Genomic DNA, 14,320 nt, shown 5'->3' with positions numbered 1-14,320 from the left:
GCTTCACGGTCCCTGGCACAAAGCCGCCTTAGGGTCAGCCATCATCAGGTCATCGTCAATGACCGCTGTCAGGGGGCGAGTGGGCGGGGCCGTTAGGCCTCAGTTGCCGGAGCGAACCTGGTCTCATCCACAAGGCCGAGCCGGCGCAACTCGCTCAAAACGATGGGGCTCAGTGTGGTCTTGGTAGGGTCCAGGTCAGTCAGCAACTGCCTGGCGCCGGCGGCACTCAAGGTTTCGCCAAGTGGTGCGAGAGCCTCAAGTGCTGCGGCCGCGATTCGCGAAAGGCCCAGCTCCACGTAGGCGGTCCCAGCTTCAGTTGAGACTCCAAGTTCAAGAGCGAGTGCGAACGGATAGACGTCCGGCACCAGGGCCTCCTTCCCCGTCGCGCGCAGCGCCAAGAGCAAGACATCTCGATAAGCCTTGCCGAGCTGCACAAATTGGAATCGAACGACATCTTCGATGAGCGAGAACGCCTCGTAGATGTGTTGATTGATAGTCTTCGGCTTCGGCGGATCCTTACCTTCTTCTTTGGCCGCAGCGGCCTTGCGCTCTTCCGTCCTCTTGCGACGGTCGGCCCACAGCTTCAGCATCACGGGATAGGGCATGCCTTTCATCCACCAGAGGGCCAACGGGGCAGCAAGCATGCCGAACTTCATCGACTTGCCAGTCACGAGCTCGACCATGCGGCCGAAAATCTTTTCATAGTGCCCGGTGGGTGCGTCGGCCGGCGGAACGGGGATGAGCTCCTTAACCGCACCCTCGCCGATCTTGGTTACGAGGTAGTCGTAGAGCCTGCGAAGCCCGAACGGGTCGATGGTCCAGTTCTCCGCCAGGATGTCGTCTGGCAGTCCGATGCTTGCGTACGCGCTTTCCGCAGCGCCTACTAGGTCGTCGAAAACCGTGCCGTCCGATGTCGGCAGCACGCGGGCGAGATAGGGTCTGAGGTCCTTTCTAGCGGCATGTGCCACTAGCAGACCTGCGCAGGCTCGAATGCGAAACGTCTCTGGCTTGCCGATCTGCTCTGCTGGTAGCGCACCGTCGAGCAACGCCTGCGTGACCGCTGCTCCATCATTGACGAGAGTCTCAGCGAGAGCTGGCTTGACTCGGAACGGCACGAATTGGTCCATCGGCTTGGTGTCCCACTCCTCATAGTTGAGAAGGAACACATTGCCGACGATGTCGTGGTTGAGCCTGCCGGCCCGGCCGGCGAAGTTCCAGAGCAGAGCTGGATCCAGTGGCTTGCCTGCCCCCCGAGTCGGTGTGTCGATGAATACGTTGCGAGCCGGGAGGTTGACCCCCTGGGCAAGAGTCGTGGTGCAGACTAGGTACTTCACGCCGCCCTCGTCTTGCTTGAACGAGGTTTCTATAGCTTCGCGAAGCAAGCTCGGCATGCGCCCGTAGTGATAGGCGACGCCTTGCCGCACCATGGACGCTAGCTGGTACTCAGGGTGGATGTGCTCTTGGATGAACGTTGACAGCTCCTCCAGCGACGCACTTTTAAGCTCTCCGCTCTTTGATTTCAGAAGGGAGGTGAGCAACGCGGCGGTCTTTTCGGCCTCCCGAGCTCCAGTCTCGTAGAGGAGTGACCCGTCGTTGCCGCCCAGTTCGACCGCCACGTTGGCAAGGCGGCTGGCCTTGTTTTCAAGCGACCGCTCAACCCGTATGTTTCCCATCGGCATCCGAACGCCGTCGCGCCCCATAAGGGCAATGTTTAACTCGAAGTGCTTGCCTTTGACTTTGCTGAGAACAATGCGGTTCTGCTGGACCGGCGACAGCCTGGTTGAGAGGGGTACCAATTCAGTAACGCCAAAAGACCGCGCCACTGCCGGCATCCCCTCGGCGCCTGGTGCTAGCAAGATGACCTTGGTTGCCGAGGACCGCTGCGCGATCCTCTCCAGGCAGTCCTGAAGAATCATGCCTCTTGCGTCGTCAGCAATGTTTTGGGCCTCGTCGACTACCACTACGTCGAAAGACAGGTCGTCCGGTGCCACTGAGAGCAGACTGCTGAGTCGTTCCTGGGTGAGCACGAATATTTGCTTCGGCCGCTCAAGCTGATCCAGAGATGGAATCGCTGAGATTCTTATGTCGGCCTGCCCGCCGAATCGGGCGTGTAGCTTGCTCTGAACCTCTGACAGCAAGGCGCGCGTCGGCGTTACGTACACCGCCGTGAAGTGCTCTCTGCTCTCGGCCTGCCGGCAGATATGTTCCAGCACCAGGAAGGACTTGCCGGCCGAAGTCGGCGCGGTGATGACTTGGGCAGCCTTCGCTGGCAGGCTCTTCCAGACCCTGAGCTGATAAGCAGTGAGCGCGCGCGTCTCGTTTCCAAACTGGACACTGTTGGCCCGCTCGGATATCCGGCGATTGACAAGCCCGAGCAGGGTGTCATCGCCCTTGCCGATGTGCTGTTCGGCGAACTTCAGGCTAGGAAAGTTTCCCAGCTCGCCCAGAAGGCCAAGCGCGCGCTCACGCGCCAGTCCATCCTCTGTGACCAGCAGCGACTGGATGGCAATCTCTTGAGCTTGACGGTGCAGGGTTTCATCTTCGGTTTGGACGAAGACCTCGGCACAGTACAAGAGCTTGGCAAGGTCGTCGTTGCTTACATCCTCGGTCTCAGGCGCCTTCGCCAGTGTCTTGGCGACGCCCGCCAACTGCAGGCCGGCAAGTAGTGTCCAGTACTTGTCATTGCCTATGAAGCGCTGCGACAGCTCAAGGGCAAATGAGCTCATGGATGCACCTTCTTGGGGACATAGCCCATAGCTCCGTAGAACAGCTCACGCACCTCATCAGCGTCGGGGACGACGACGAAGTAGACGAGGCACTTGTTGGGGTCGGCACCGTGGTCGGTGAGGTGCTTCATGGCAGCTTTCTGGTGATGGTCAAGTTCCTTCGTATAGGTAGCGACGAGCTCCTTTTCGTGAAAACCAGGTTGCTGCTGGTTGTTTACCGGAGGGAGGCTCTTGAACAGCTTGGCGTCTGAGTACAGCACCACGCCGACGTAGCGCTCGCGCTTGGGCACTTCGTCCGGCGACGCCATGACGTCGAAGTAGCGCAAGGCGACCTTGCGACTCTCCTCGTCCAGCGTGTCGAAGTTGCCCAGGTCCCTAACGATGGAATACTCGCGGCGATATTGCTTCTTGTTGGAGGAGAAATCCGCAACCGACTCCGCGAAATCAGCAGCACCGCCGTTGGCGGTTTTGCTTAGCTTCGACTCCAAGAAATAGATCACCAGCCAATCGCCCTCGACGGCGGCATGAATGCCGTCGAGGCCGTGCACAGGCATATTGTTATTGGTCTTCAACGACATCTTGGCGGCAAGCTGAGCCGCGCCAAGCTGTTCGATGGCTATGCAGTACGCAAAGACCTCGCCCACCTCACTTGAGCGGTAGGGGTACTTCTCGTTGAATTCGAGGAACGCATCGCGTGTCGCTTCAGAGATCAAGAGCGAGACGCTCATGTCGCCAGGTGGAAGGGCGGCCTGCTCAGCGTCGAACTCAAGCCTTCGCTTGCGAGATAGTGCGTAGTTTGCCGTTCGGCTCCACAGGTATCGGGCGAGACTTTGCACGTTCGCCAAGTTCTCTTGGAGCCGCACGTACATGAGGCTGGTTGCCGGCTGCGACGGATCTAGTGAGGCGGTTGCTAGAGCGACGTACTTTGAAAGCTGGACGTGGTCTTTGAGCGCAACCAGGTCTGCTTCGAGCTTTTCTAGCCCTTCTTTGGACTCTCCCATCCAGCGATCCCTTCCCTTGCAACGAAGTGCTTTTTTGTTGGGTACCGATTGTTGCGCGGAAATCTTCACAAGCAGACATTTCGCTTGGCAACGGGAACCGATCAGTATGGTTGCAGTGCGGCTTACTTCGGTCATAGGACTTTGACGACGCCGTTAGGCCTGCGCCAATGATCGCTCCTCCACTGTTCGACTTCACAGTGTCGACCAGATGCAGACATGCGCCGCGACGATCTCGCATCCCAAAAGCGTTGACACTCACGAACCGCAAACCGCTCTTCCAATCACGAACGTCCGGTGCCAATGCTGAAGTGGCCACTCATCGCAGACCTCATGGACGACCGGTGTTGATCAGAGCGGTCGCTCCGGACGCCCGCGACGAATGACCGAGTCCAGCCTGAAGCAGCGATTCAGGAAGGCGATCCGACCGACCGCAACCGCGGCAAAGCAAAGTCGATGCCCTTTGCATCGGAATAGGGCTGGTTGGTCGGCGTCAACTACCTGGGTGTCTCCGAAGCAATTTGTCGACGGTCGCCTTCATAGCGACACTGCCCACCCGCCTTGTTTCTTCGTCGACAGCTACTTGCCACTCTGCCAAGGTGAGCTCTCGCACCTGTAGACCATCTAACGATGCTGGGTTGTCGTAAATCCGACGGTTTCCCGACTGGTTCAGATTCGTCCGCCGGTCGAGAATCTCGCTGCTGAGTGAATTCCGTTAATACATTGCGTTTTCTCCTGTGTTCTAAGCATCGGCGGTGGCGGCACACACGTCTATCCAACCAAAGTGGGAGTGTTGGGGGATGCTTGTCAGGAAATTTCTTTTTGTCGCTCATTGAATCAGCGCGAATGCTCGATTCGTGGTTCGTCAAGTCGAGGCCCGTGTGGCCAGCCGGCGCGATCATCTGCAATAACTGCCCATTCCGACATTATTTGTGGGCAGGCCGAGCTTGAAGTCCAATCGGATCAATGTGCCAATGCCCCTGCCGGGAGCCACTGCACACCTGTGCGCTGCACCAACTCCGAATAGCTGATTGGCTTCGATGCGACCTCATCATCCGCGTTTCTCTGCCAGTGCGCCCAAGCTTTCCGAGTCTGACTGTCGAACACTAACTTGAAAACATGAGTGGGTACACGGACACCGTTTTCCCCGATTCGCAAGCTTCCAGAATCGAAAACCGGCCCGGTAATCACGAAAACATCGCCGTTGGCACGCTGCACATATTTTCGCGTGTCTTGTTCGATCTTGGACCAGGCACCGGAATTGTGTCGAATCGACTGAGGCACCATATTTGCCAACGAGAAGGATTGGGCAAGCGCCTCCTCCGTGGCCATATCACCTGACGGCGCCATGTGTCCGCGGGAATAGCCAGACCGCTTGTAGTCGTCGAGTTCGGCCCGCTCCGCGCGAGGCAGCCTTGCATCAGCAAAGAATCGGTCATTCTGGCGTTTGATGCCGCCCAGGGCCTGCTTGTTAAGGCGCTGAGCAACGAATACTGGTGTTTTCGTATCCCCACTATGCAGTACGGCAAAGCTCCCATAGCAAAGCTCACGAACACGCGGATTGCGAGGAACGGCCGGCGACTGGCGAAGGACGAAAAAGTGGGCGCAGCGCGCAAATGAGGTCGGCAACTGCGCTACCTCCGCAGCTAGCGAGGCTGCACTGGCCTGCAGTTGCCCTGCAAAAAGGCCGGCAACGGCCACTGAAGTTAGGGAGCGGGAAACTAGGAAATGCACTTGAGTTTGACGGTGGGGATTGCAGCGAGGGCCCATTGGACCAGATGCAATGTTGACAACCGTGTTGGTTGTCCGAGGCTGCGGTACATCCCTTGGCACGACGGGCGCGCAGTCAATCTCCGTTCACAGATGAAAGAAGCCTCAAGGCCCTAAACCTTAAGCCCTCACAACCGCGATATCACCCCAACAAGTCGTGTACTGGGGCGTGCGCCGCTCCTGTTTCATGGCCCACCCTTTACGGTCAATTTCCAACCCCGCGCCAGCAAGTTTCAACGAGCCTCGCCCGTACCGTCCATTGACCGCATCCATCGCCGACATCAATTTTGCGCGGCCTCGCTGTCCGCTTTGATGGCAAGTTAGTGCTGACCCAGACACGCCCTGGTCAACTTCGCGGTCATGCCCTGGCGGTGTCTCTAAAGCATCAAAATCCAACTCGCCCTGTTGCATGTCAGTGGACTGCAAATCAACCAGCATCACCCCTGCTTTGGCGTACTTGAAACCCGCCTTGTAGATGCCTCGAAGACCTGCAATCGCCGAGGTGGCGAGCAGCGCGCTATCAGCAGTCGGTCTAAGCAAGGGCACGGTCACGGTCGCGCTGTACTGCGGGTCATCCTTACGAAACGGGCTTGTTCGAATGAACACAACGATGGCACCCGCAGCGCTGCCTTGCCCTCGCAGTTTCTCCGCCGCGCGACTTGTGTATTCAGTGATGGCGGTGGCTAGATCCCGACCCTTCGTCACCGCATGGCCGAAGGAGCGGCTCACCATGATTTGCTGCTTCGGCGCAGGCTGGTCATCGACCTCAATGCACTGGGTACCCTGAAGTTCGCGCACGGTCTTTTCGAGGACCACCGAGAAATGCCGCCTGACCGTTGACGCATCAAGCCGCACCAAATCAAGCACTGTGGACACGCCGCCTTCGCGGAGTTGTGCCCCGATGCGCTTGCCAACGCCCCAGACCTCCCCGACATCTGTTGCAGCAAAAACGGCATGCAATTCGTCTTGCGAAATGGCACCGAGGTGGCAGACCTGCCCCAGCTTCTGCGGGTAGCTGCCAGGTTTGCGTTCGGTGGTTTTGGAGATGTAGTTGGCCAGCTTGGCCAGAGTCTTTGTCGGTCCGATGCCAACGCCACAGGGGATACCAACCCACTGCAATATTCGGGCTCGCATGTCCCGACACATAACTACCAAATCACCCGGAACCCCAGTGAAGTCCAGAAATGACTCGTCAATCGAGTAAATCTCTTGCCGAGGAGCGTAGCTCGACGCGACAACCATCATCCTTTCAGACATGTCTCCATAGAGCGCAAAGTTTGCACTCAGAGCAACCAGGCCATGGTCGCGTTCGAAGTCCTTGCATTGAAACCAAGGGTGGCCCATGCGCACACCAAGGGCTTTTGCCTCGTTTGAGCGCGCAATGGCGCAGCCATCATTGTTGGATAGGACGATGACGGGCCGGCCGACAAGGGAAGGTCTGAAGACTCGTTCGCATGAGACATAGAAGTTATTGCCGTCAACAAGCGCAAACATAGACAGTCCGCACGCTGGTCTTAGACGATCATCGATTTGATGGCCGTCGTGACGACACCCCAAACTTCGACGGTCTGACCGTCACGAGGGAGGATGTCCGGGTAAGTCGGATTGGCTGCCTGCAGCTTGAGGTTGCTGCCGCGCTTCCAGAGTCGCTTAACAGTGAACTCGCCATCAACAACGGCGACAACGACATGGCCATGGGACGGTTTGATAGCACGGTCTACGAGCACGACGTCACCATCATCGATACCAGCTTCACGCATGGACGCGCCGCGCACACGCATCAGGAACGTGGCCTGAGGGTGCTTGATGAGCTCTTTATTGAGGTCAATGCGCTCGACACCATGGTCCTCTGCGGGCGAAGGGAAGCCCGCTTGGACTGAGCCGAGGAGGCTCTTCACCCAGGCAGCATCTACCGCGACAACGGGCACGGGTGTGGGCGGACCATCTGTCGAGGAATTCGCTTGAGAAATACTGTACATAAATACAGTTTACGCCTACTGGGCACTTTTGAGACTCTGAGCAAGTCGCCGCAATGGGGGCTGGAAAGTGGCGATGCCATCAGCCGTGTCCGCGCGATAGCAGCCAGTGTTTGCCGCCCGGCGAACTGGCTCTGTCTGGCATTAAGCAGTCGTAGGCCCAGCGGCAACCGCTGGCCGCGAATGGCGGCTCTACGAGGTACTGCGGTCCTCTGCGGATTCCATCGCAGCTTGAGAGTACCGCGCCGCGTAGCCTTGCTACTGAACCGGATAAATGTCGAGAACATTGGCATACACGTCTCGAACTCAGTGCTTTTTTATAAATTCTTCTAAGTAATTTCTTAACTCATTGATTTGTAATGAAAAATCTAAATTTTCGTACTCGATGCTAATCCTCACTTATTCATCTATGTCATTGATATGCAAGGAAAAAACTAGATTTCCATAAGAGTTCTATGATCTATAATCCGGACTTTCACGACCCTGCAAAGAGGTGAGAGACCATGAGTGAGTTCTACGAAGATGTAGCGCGTGTAGATGCCGATCAAGCTAGTATCGAAGTTGACATGACCTTGATCTCCAGCTTCGCGCTGGCCCGTCTTGTTGAAGAGGTGCGGAACGATGAGGCAGCTGTGGGTTCGTCGTACGACCGCGTACACAATCGCCACAATCGCTGATCGCGGTTTGCATTGAACATCGACACAATCCTGGTCAAGGTGGCCAGTAGGTGCAATATCAACTGCACTTATTGCTATGTGTACAACATGGGCGACGATGGCTGGCAGGATATGCCAGCCCTGATGTCGAGCAGCACAATCCAGGCGCTGTCGAGTTCCTTGACTGAGTTGGCATCAGCTCAGAGTAGGCCGTTTGCCACAGTTTTGCACGGCGGCGAGCCTTTGATGCTTGGCGCGCGGAGACTTGAATACTTGCTCGGGGCGCTTCGCGCAGTGCTGCCGGAAACGCATGTCATTTGCATGCAGACGAACGGCATGCTCTTGACGCCGGAGGTCGTCGAAATCTGCGCAAAGTTTCGCGTGGGTGTGTCCATCAGTTTAGATGGACCCAAAGCGGTCAACGATCGCTTTCGCCTCGGCAAGCATGGCGAAAGTACCCATGACAGGGTGGTGGCGGGCATAAAGCTCCTGCGCGATCATCCCATGTCAGGTGTTCTGTACGCGGGCCTACTTTCGGTAATAGATCCATTCTCCGATCCAGCTGAGGTATATGAATACTTCAAGGGATTGAGCGCCCCGTCCGTCGACTTTCTTTATCGCGACGGCAATCATTCAAACTTGCCGTTCGGCAAGAATGCATTTGAGTCAGTAGAGTACGGTCGCTGGCTTTCAAGGCTCCTTGATGTCTACTTAGCAGATCCGCTCCCTCCTAGGATCCGTTTCCTTGACGACATCATCAAGTTGTGCCTGGGTGGGCGGGGGATCAAGGAAGGTTTGGGCGATGCCGACTACGGCATTGCGATCATCGAGACCGATGGATCGGTCAGCAAGAATGACACGCTTAAAAGCTCCTTCAATGGCGCTGATCGCTTTGTAGAGAACTGGTCGGTCCACCATGATCGACTGTCCGAAATCTTCGCCAGCACCGAGTTCGCTCAGTATCACGCGTTGCAGCGCCCGACTTCCAAGGATTGCAAGAACTGCAAGCTTGAAGGCGTCTGTGGCGGCGGCATGCCCTTGCACCGGTGGAAGGTTGGAAGTGAATTCGACAACCCTTCGGTCTATTGCAACGACCAGAAGGAGCTGATCTCAAACGTCATTGATCGTTTGAAGCGCGAAGGACTACAGCTTGATCCCAGACTTCGATAAATCGAAACTCCAGCGGCAGCCGTTTACTTACGGGGTTGTGCCCAGCGCATTGCGAAACGAGGACAGTCTTGCGCTGCTCGAATGGCTTGAAGCCGACGCGCCTTGGCAACTTCGCGTTGCGAGCTTCTACGAGCAGTTCGAGTTCAGCATTCTGGATGCCGAACTTCCAGGGCACTTGCAGTCGCTGTTTTGTTCCGAGTCGCTTGCCGCTCTGAAGAATTGCATCGAGAACGTATTTGATGCTGACCTTGATGACCGGATCGACATCACTGTTCACAAATTGGTTCGCGGTCAGCGGATTCGAATTCACAACGATTACATCCCTGGGCGGGAGACACATCGCTTGCTCATTCAACTCAATCGTGGATGGCAAGACAGCAATGGTGGCGCGCTGATCTTCTTCAACTCTCAACGAGCGGATGACATTCACCGGATATTTCGCCCACTTCACAACACTGGCGTATTGTTCGAGATCTCGCAGAACTCGCTCCATGCCGTCTCACCGATCATGGATGGTGAGCGCTATACGCTGGTGCTTTCCTTCTATAAGAACGGGCATGCCGAGTGCGAGAACCCGCCAAGCACTTCAAGCGCTGCCTGAGTGATTTAGGTAGCCCGTTGTGGTTTCCAGGGCTTGCGCGAGTCTTAGAGACAGTGACTCCGGATAAGGTGTCGAAGGACTATTCGACATCTCGCTTCATCTGTGGTGCCGAGCCAAAGATGAGCTTCCCCTTCGGGGTACCTACGCTTCAGGACAGTCCAAGCCTGCGGGTGGAGGTACTCGCGGATGCTGTTCTAGGCGGGTTCGTGGGACGCGGATTAGATCTACTCTCGCCCCAGGAAGCATCTACGCTTGAGGTACGCCGAGTGCTGGATGGCGCTTCTGAACTGATTCGGTTGAGTCCAACGTTGTCGTCGACCGTTCACACTGTCGCGAAAAGCATTCATCTTTTGCGACAGGACGATCCATCAATTGACGTCAGCTTCAGCGATCCTGAAATCCCATTCTCGATTTTTGTGTCGGTGTGCCCGAACGCAAATTTGGCCTCCTACCGATTGGCAGAGGCAATCATCCATGAAGCGATGCACCTGCAGCTCACTTTGATCGAGAAGACGGTTCCGTTGCTGAAAGACGGTAGCGCGACCTTTTACTCTCCATGGAAGCAGACAGAGCGCCCAGCGTCGGGCCTGCTGCACGCGCTGTATGTTTTCGGCGTTATCAATGAATGGTTGGAGTTGCTTGTTGAAGCCGGGCTAGGCGAACATTACGCTGTAGAGCGTCGTGCCGCCATTGCATCTGAGATCGAACTTGTCGACGCGATGTCCCTTAAGTACGAACTCAGCTTCGACGGACTTCGGCTCATGGAACGATTGGTTCGTCAGCGATAAGAGACTTTGGATTGGGAGACTTCGCAGCCGCCCAGTCCGCATTTCTCAAGTCGATGCTTGATATCAAGCGTTATGGCCGCAGAGTTGTCGACCTTTGGACCGATGACGATCGATGAGCCCGGCTGCTGAAACAATATTGGAGCTGTTTCGATGAACAGCTTCGCAAAATGATCCAACGTTTTCGGATGTTGTCGGAGTTCTGGGTCACTCAGCGTTCTGGCTTCAACCGCACGGACCTCTTTCTCATCTCCATAGTCTTTGTCTTTGTAGAGGTAAAGCAGTTCACTCACGATTGCCGCAGAAATTTCACGGATACGTTTGGCCGATGACGTGGACACTTTGCCCATCAATGTGGTTACCTCGGCTAACGGTGCCGTCAGATCGTCCAGAGCTTCCTGCGCGGACTTGTCGTCGTAAAGAACCTTGTATAGCGTGATGGGCGGTGCCGATTTTGTTCTATCCAATCTCCCGCCTCCATGCAGTATTCCGTGCGTCGGATCGGTATCGAAGGCAGCCAGAGGACTCACCACACTGAATCCTGTTCCGTTCCTTCCATAGAACCGCCAAAGATTGAGGCTGTCGCTTTCGAGGGAGAAGCATGCGACAAACACAAGAAAGTCTTGGCCTTGCCAAGAGATCGCTTCATGCATGTTCTCTTGTTCGCTGAAGAAATCTGCAAGCGGGTTCTTTAGCTTTCCTTGGCTAAAGGCTCTGAGGCGTTTCCCCTCCTTGGGGTCGTTCACATAGGCGATGTTGTAGAGCCGAATCACGTTTCTGGGGCTCTCTGCTTCGTTGTCGAGCATGCTGGTCAGGCCGCCGGCATCCGTATAGTGAGCTAGCCCCGAGGCTGCCTCCTCCGCAGAAATTGTGTGTCGCGAACTACGGATTTGATCGACTGCCCGCCTTAGTGCGGTCAATGCCTTAAGTGCAGATAGGAAATGCTTACTCGGCAATTCGCATCCGAGAAGTGCGTGCCCGAGCTGCGCTTCGAGATGATTGGCAGCAGCCCCCATGGTGTTAGCGACGGCGAAGATCCGCTGCTATTCGGCGGTGAGAACGCGGTTTTTGGTCCTTGGCCGGCAGTGCCTGGTTCGGCCAAGCAAGCAGCAAAGACAAAGCCCCAATAAAGGGGCTTTGTCTTTGCTGTCTGCCTTGAGTCTTGACTGAAGAGTTCAGCGGCGCCGGCCGCTATTCCTGAGTCGCGTCAGAACGGCTCGCCCGACTCGAATTCCAGCGAGTCGTCTGCCGTCATCAATTGCTCGCGCCAGGCTTGCTGAATGTGAGGCCCATAGCGCGCCCAGAGCGAATCCCGCAGATATTCCACAGCCTCGAATACCGCCAACGCTTGTTCAGGCGTCCAGTGGCTGGGCAGGGTTCGCGGCTTGTTCACTCGGCTTCTGCGCGGTTTCATGGCGCCTCCTTTCCTGCCCGTTTGGTCGCGCCTTTGGTAGGCCCGGCCGGCTTGTCTTGTCGTCTTGACTTGGCGTTGTCCGCTCGCTCATCGGCCTCCTTCTTCCGGTACGACGGGCCTTCGATGCGCACCACTTCCGCCCTGTGCATCAGCCGGTCAACCAGCGACACCACACAGGCCGCATTGGGGAACACCTCGCCCCATTCCGCAAAGGCCCGGTTGGTCGTCACAACCGTGCTCTTGTGCAGGTAGCGCCGGCTGATCAGTTCAAACAGCAAGTCAGCATGCCGGTTCGAGTACGACAGATAGCCCACCTCGTCGATGACCAGCAGGTCCGGCGCGGCGTAATGCTTGAGCCTTCGGCGCAAGGCCGTGTCGCTGTCCAGCGCGGCCAATTCGCCCAGCAAAGCGCCTGCCGTGATGAACAGCGCCTTGTGCCCGGCCAACACGGCTTGGTAACCGATATTGCAGGCGCACATTGATTTGCCCACGCCATTGGGGCCGGCCAGCACGACGTTGCTGGCATCCGCCATGAAGTCCAGCGTCATCAGCTCCTCGATGGCCGCCCGGTCACACTGCGTAGGCCATTGCCAGTCGAAGTCTGCCAGCGGCTTGAACCGGCCGATGTGGGCGGCGCGCAGCCGGCGCTCCAGGCTGCGACGGGACCGCTCTTGCGCCTCCCAGCCGAGTAACTCGGCCACCCAGCGGGCTCGCTCGGGTTCGGCCATCACCTCCGACCACCGGCTCAGCAAGCCATGCAGATGCAAGCCGGCTGCTTGGGTATGAAGATCGGCGCTCAGAATCGGCGGGTGCTCAAGTCTCATCATCACTCTCCTTGCGGTCATAGGAGTCCAGCTTGTGCGGGCGTACCGGTGCATCGCGGCGGGCTACGTGCTCGGGCAGGATCAGCGCGGTGGGCGGCGGCTGCCCGGCTGCTTGAGCAGCCCGCTCCAGCGCATGGCGCACCGCATTCGGGTGCGGCACGTTGGCGGCCAGCGCCTCCGTCATGGCGGCTTGCAGCGCCGCCGCACTGTAACGATCCAGCAGGCGCAGCAACGAAGCGGTGATCGAGCCGAGGTTCCCGCCTCGCTCGGCCGCGCGCCGCAGCAACTCGGTGCTGGCCGGCACGGCGGCGCTCAAACGGTCACAGGCTCGGTGTGCGCGGGCCTTGCGTTTGCGCTCCACCAGGGTCTGGATGTGAACGAGATTCTCGATCTGCGCCGCCTTATCCCAGCTGCGAACATGAACCGCCAGCTCTTGGCTGCCGTCCAATATTCGTACGCACTGCTCATCGGCAAGCACGCTCACGGTCCGGCGCACATGGGTGTGCGGCAAAGAATAGTCGTTCAGATCAAACCGGGCATAAGGCGTCTTGCCGATGACCACGGCCAGACGCTCGCCCACGGCGTAGTCGTGCACCGGCAAAGGCAATAAGTGAGCCCGTTCGACCTCAAAGGCCTGCTGCACGCTCAAGCTTGTGTCCTGGGGCCAGCGCCGCTTTGATGCTTGGCCCTCGCACCAGGTCCGGGCCTGCGCGTTGAGGTCGGCCAGGTCGGTGAACTCGCGGGCGGCAAAGAAGTTGTCTCGAACGTAGCGGATCGAGCGCTCGACCCGCCCCTTCTCGTTGCCCCTGGCTACGGCCACCGGGCGCGGCTCGTACAGATGATGAGCGGCGAACTTGAGTAACACCGGATTGAAGCGGATCGCATCACCCACACGTTCCAGCACGGCGCTCTTGAGGTTGTCGTACAGCAGCACCCGGGCCACCCCTCCAAACGCCGCAAACGCCTCCACATGGCCGCGCAAGAAGGCGTCCATGCGGGCGTCGAGGAAGAAGCGCAGGAAGATCCGGCGCGAGTAGCTCAGCACCATCACGAAGGCCATCAGCGGGCGGCGGGCACGGCCAATTTGAAGATGGCCAAAGTGCCCCCAGTCCACCTGCGCTTGCTCACCCGGCAAGGTGAGCAGACGCAGATAAGCCTCGGCCGCCGGGCGAGGCCGCAGCTCGGCAATAAGGTGGCGGAAGTGCGATTCGCTGCCCACGTAACCCCGCTCGCTGACCATGGCATACACGCGTGCAGCCGTGAGCGTGGGGAACTTGACCAGGGTCTCCATGATGAAGGGTCGATAGGCATCAATGCGGCTGGGTCGCAGCGCGGATGGCGGCACGGGTGACCCACTGGCAGCGAGCACGCGCCGCACGGTGTCGCGATGCACATGCAAT

13 protein-coding genes are annotated in these 14,320 nt (G+C 57.8%); 4 read left to right on the top strand and 9 right to left on the bottom strand.

Annotated elements, in window-relative coordinates; genetic code table 11:
• Positions 1–92: 92 nt before the first annotated feature.
• From LNV07_RS25070 to LNV07_RS25050, 5 genes are all read right to left on the bottom strand, one after another.
• Positions 93–2,726 carry a DEAD/DEAH box helicase gene (locus tag LNV07_RS25070; RefSeq protein ID WP_263573945.1) on the bottom strand — a complete coding sequence of 878 codons (2,634 nt, stop codon included), beginning with the start codon at positions 2,724–2,726 and terminating at the stop codon, positions 93–95.
• The gene (locus LNV07_RS25065; protein ID WP_263573944.1) at positions 2,723–3,727 is read right to left on the bottom strand and encodes a HamA C-terminal domain-containing protein; all 1,005 of its coding nucleotides are present in this window, start codon (positions 3,725–3,727) and stop codon (positions 2,723–2,725) included. The genes LNV07_RS25070 and LNV07_RS25065 overlap by 4 nt, the downstream gene beginning before the upstream one ends.
• Before the next feature lie 960 nt (positions 3,728–4,687).
• Positions 4,688–5,425: a DNA/RNA non-specific endonuclease gene (locus LNV07_RS25060; RefSeq protein WP_397545602.1), complete on the bottom strand. Its 738-nt coding sequence runs from the start codon at positions 5,423–5,425 to the stop codon at positions 4,688–4,690.
• A 189-nt stretch (positions 5,426–5,614) separates the two neighbouring features.
• Positions 5,615–6,988, bottom strand: a complete 1,374-nt coding sequence (locus LNV07_RS25055; RefSeq protein ID WP_263573942.1) for a Y-family DNA polymerase — start codon at positions 6,986–6,988, stop codon at positions 5,615–5,617.
• 20 nt (positions 6,989–7,008) lie between these two features.
• The gene (locus LNV07_RS25050) at positions 7,009–7,473 is read right to left on the bottom strand and encodes a LexA family protein (RefSeq protein ID WP_263573941.1); all 465 of its coding nucleotides are present in this window, start codon (positions 7,471–7,473) and stop codon (positions 7,009–7,011) included.
• 500 nt (positions 7,474–7,973) lie between these two features.
• Here LNV07_RS25050 and yhhA point away from each other — a divergent pair, with 500 nt between their 5' ends.
• The 4 genes from yhhA (at position 7,974) to LNV07_RS25030 (ending at position 10,685) form a co-directional block, all read left to right on the top strand.
• Positions 7,974–8,147, top strand: coding sequence for a YhhA family cyclophane-containing RiPP (gene yhhA, locus LNV07_RS25045; protein ID WP_263573940.1), 174 nt, complete (start codon positions 7,974–7,976; stop codon positions 8,145–8,147).
• Between the two features lie 12 nt (positions 8,148–8,159).
• Entirely contained in the window at positions 8,160–9,296 is a 1,137-nt protein-coding gene (yhhB, locus tag LNV07_RS25040) for a cyclophane-forming radical SAM/SPASM peptide maturase YhhB (RefSeq protein WP_263573939.1), read from the top strand.
• Positions 9,277–9,897, top strand: coding sequence for a cyclophane-containing peptide 2OG-Fe(II) oxygenase YhhC (yhhC, locus tag LNV07_RS25035; RefSeq protein WP_263573938.1), 621 nt, complete (start codon positions 9,277–9,279; stop codon positions 9,895–9,897). Before yhhB ends, yhhC begins: the two co-directional genes overlap by 20 nt.
• Positions 9,898–10,016: 119 nt before the next feature.
• Positions 10,017–10,685 (top strand): aKG-HExxH-type peptide beta-hydroxylase, encoded by a 669-nt coding sequence (locus LNV07_RS25030; protein ID WP_263573937.1) that lies wholly within the window; start codon positions 10,017–10,019, stop codon positions 10,683–10,685.
• On the opposite strand, the gene LNV07_RS25025 is transcribed toward LNV07_RS25030, so the two are convergent.
• The 4 genes from LNV07_RS25025 to istA form a co-directional block, all read right to left on the bottom strand.
• A complete protein-coding gene (locus tag LNV07_RS25025) occupies positions 10,676–11,698 on the bottom strand; it encodes a DUF2971 domain-containing protein (protein WP_263573936.1) in 1,023 nt (340 codons plus the stop codon). The genes LNV07_RS25030 and LNV07_RS25025 overlap by 10 nt on opposite strands.
• 191 nt (positions 11,699–11,889) lie before the next feature.
• Complete coding sequence (locus tag LNV07_RS25020; protein WP_263573935.1) at positions 11,890–12,096, bottom strand: hypothetical protein; 207 nt, start codon at positions 12,094–12,096, stop codon at positions 11,890–11,892.
• On the bottom strand, positions 12,093–12,920 hold the full coding sequence (gene istB, locus LNV07_RS25015; RefSeq protein WP_263573934.1) for an IS21-like element helper ATPase IstB: 828 nt from the start codon (positions 12,918–12,920) through the stop codon (positions 12,093–12,095). The genes LNV07_RS25020 and istB overlap by 4 nt, the downstream gene beginning before the upstream one ends.
• Positions 12,910–14,320, bottom strand: a 1,411-nt coding sequence (gene istA / locus LNV07_RS25010) for an IS21 family transposase (protein ID WP_263573933.1), incomplete at its 5' end; no start/stop codon positions are given. The genes istB and istA, both read right to left, overlap by 11 nt.

Source organism: Roseateles oligotrophus (assembly GCF_025717515.1).
Lineage (GTDB): Bacteria > Pseudomonadota > Gammaproteobacteria > Burkholderiales > Burkholderiaceae_C > Paucibacter_A > Paucibacter_A oligotrophus.
This window is presented reverse-complemented; position numbering and strand designations above follow the sequence as displayed.

What these genes read in the sequence shown, in the direction of transcription:
- LNV07_RS25070 (WP_263573945.1), bottom strand. Translation starts at nt 2,726, where the DNA reads ATGAGCTCATTTGCCCTTGAGCTGTCGCAGCGCTTCATAGGCAATGAC.
- LNV07_RS25065 (WP_263573944.1), bottom strand. Translation starts at nt 3,727, where the DNA reads ATGGGAGAGTCCAAAGAAGGGCTAGAAAAGCTCGAAGCAGACCTGGTT.
- LNV07_RS25055 (WP_263573942.1), bottom strand. Translation starts at nt 6,988, where the DNA reads ATGTTTGCGCTTGTTGACGGCAATAACTTCTATGTCTCATGCGAACGA.
- LNV07_RS25050 (WP_263573941.1), bottom strand. Translation starts at nt 7,473, where the DNA reads ATGTACAGTATTTCTCAAGCGAATTCCTCGACAGATGGTCCGCCCACA.
- yhhA (WP_263573940.1), top strand. Translation starts at nt 7,974, where the DNA reads ATGAGTGAGTTCTACGAAGATGTAGCGCGTGTAGATGCCGATCAAGCT.
- LNV07_RS25030 (WP_263573937.1), top strand. Translation starts at nt 10,017, where the DNA reads ATGAGCTTCCCCTTCGGGGTACCTACGCTTCAGGACAGTCCAAGCCTG.
- LNV07_RS25025 (WP_263573936.1), bottom strand. Translation starts at nt 11,698, where the DNA reads ATGGGGGCTGCTGCCAATCATCTCGAAGCGCAGCTCGGGCACGCACTT.
- LNV07_RS25020 (WP_263573935.1), bottom strand. Translation starts at nt 12,096, where the DNA reads ATGAAACCGCGCAGAAGCCGAGTGAACAAGCCGCGAACCCTGCCCAGC.
- istB (WP_263573934.1), bottom strand. Translation starts at nt 12,920, where the DNA reads ATGAGACTTGAGCACCCGCCGATTCTGAGCGCCGATCTTCATACCCAA.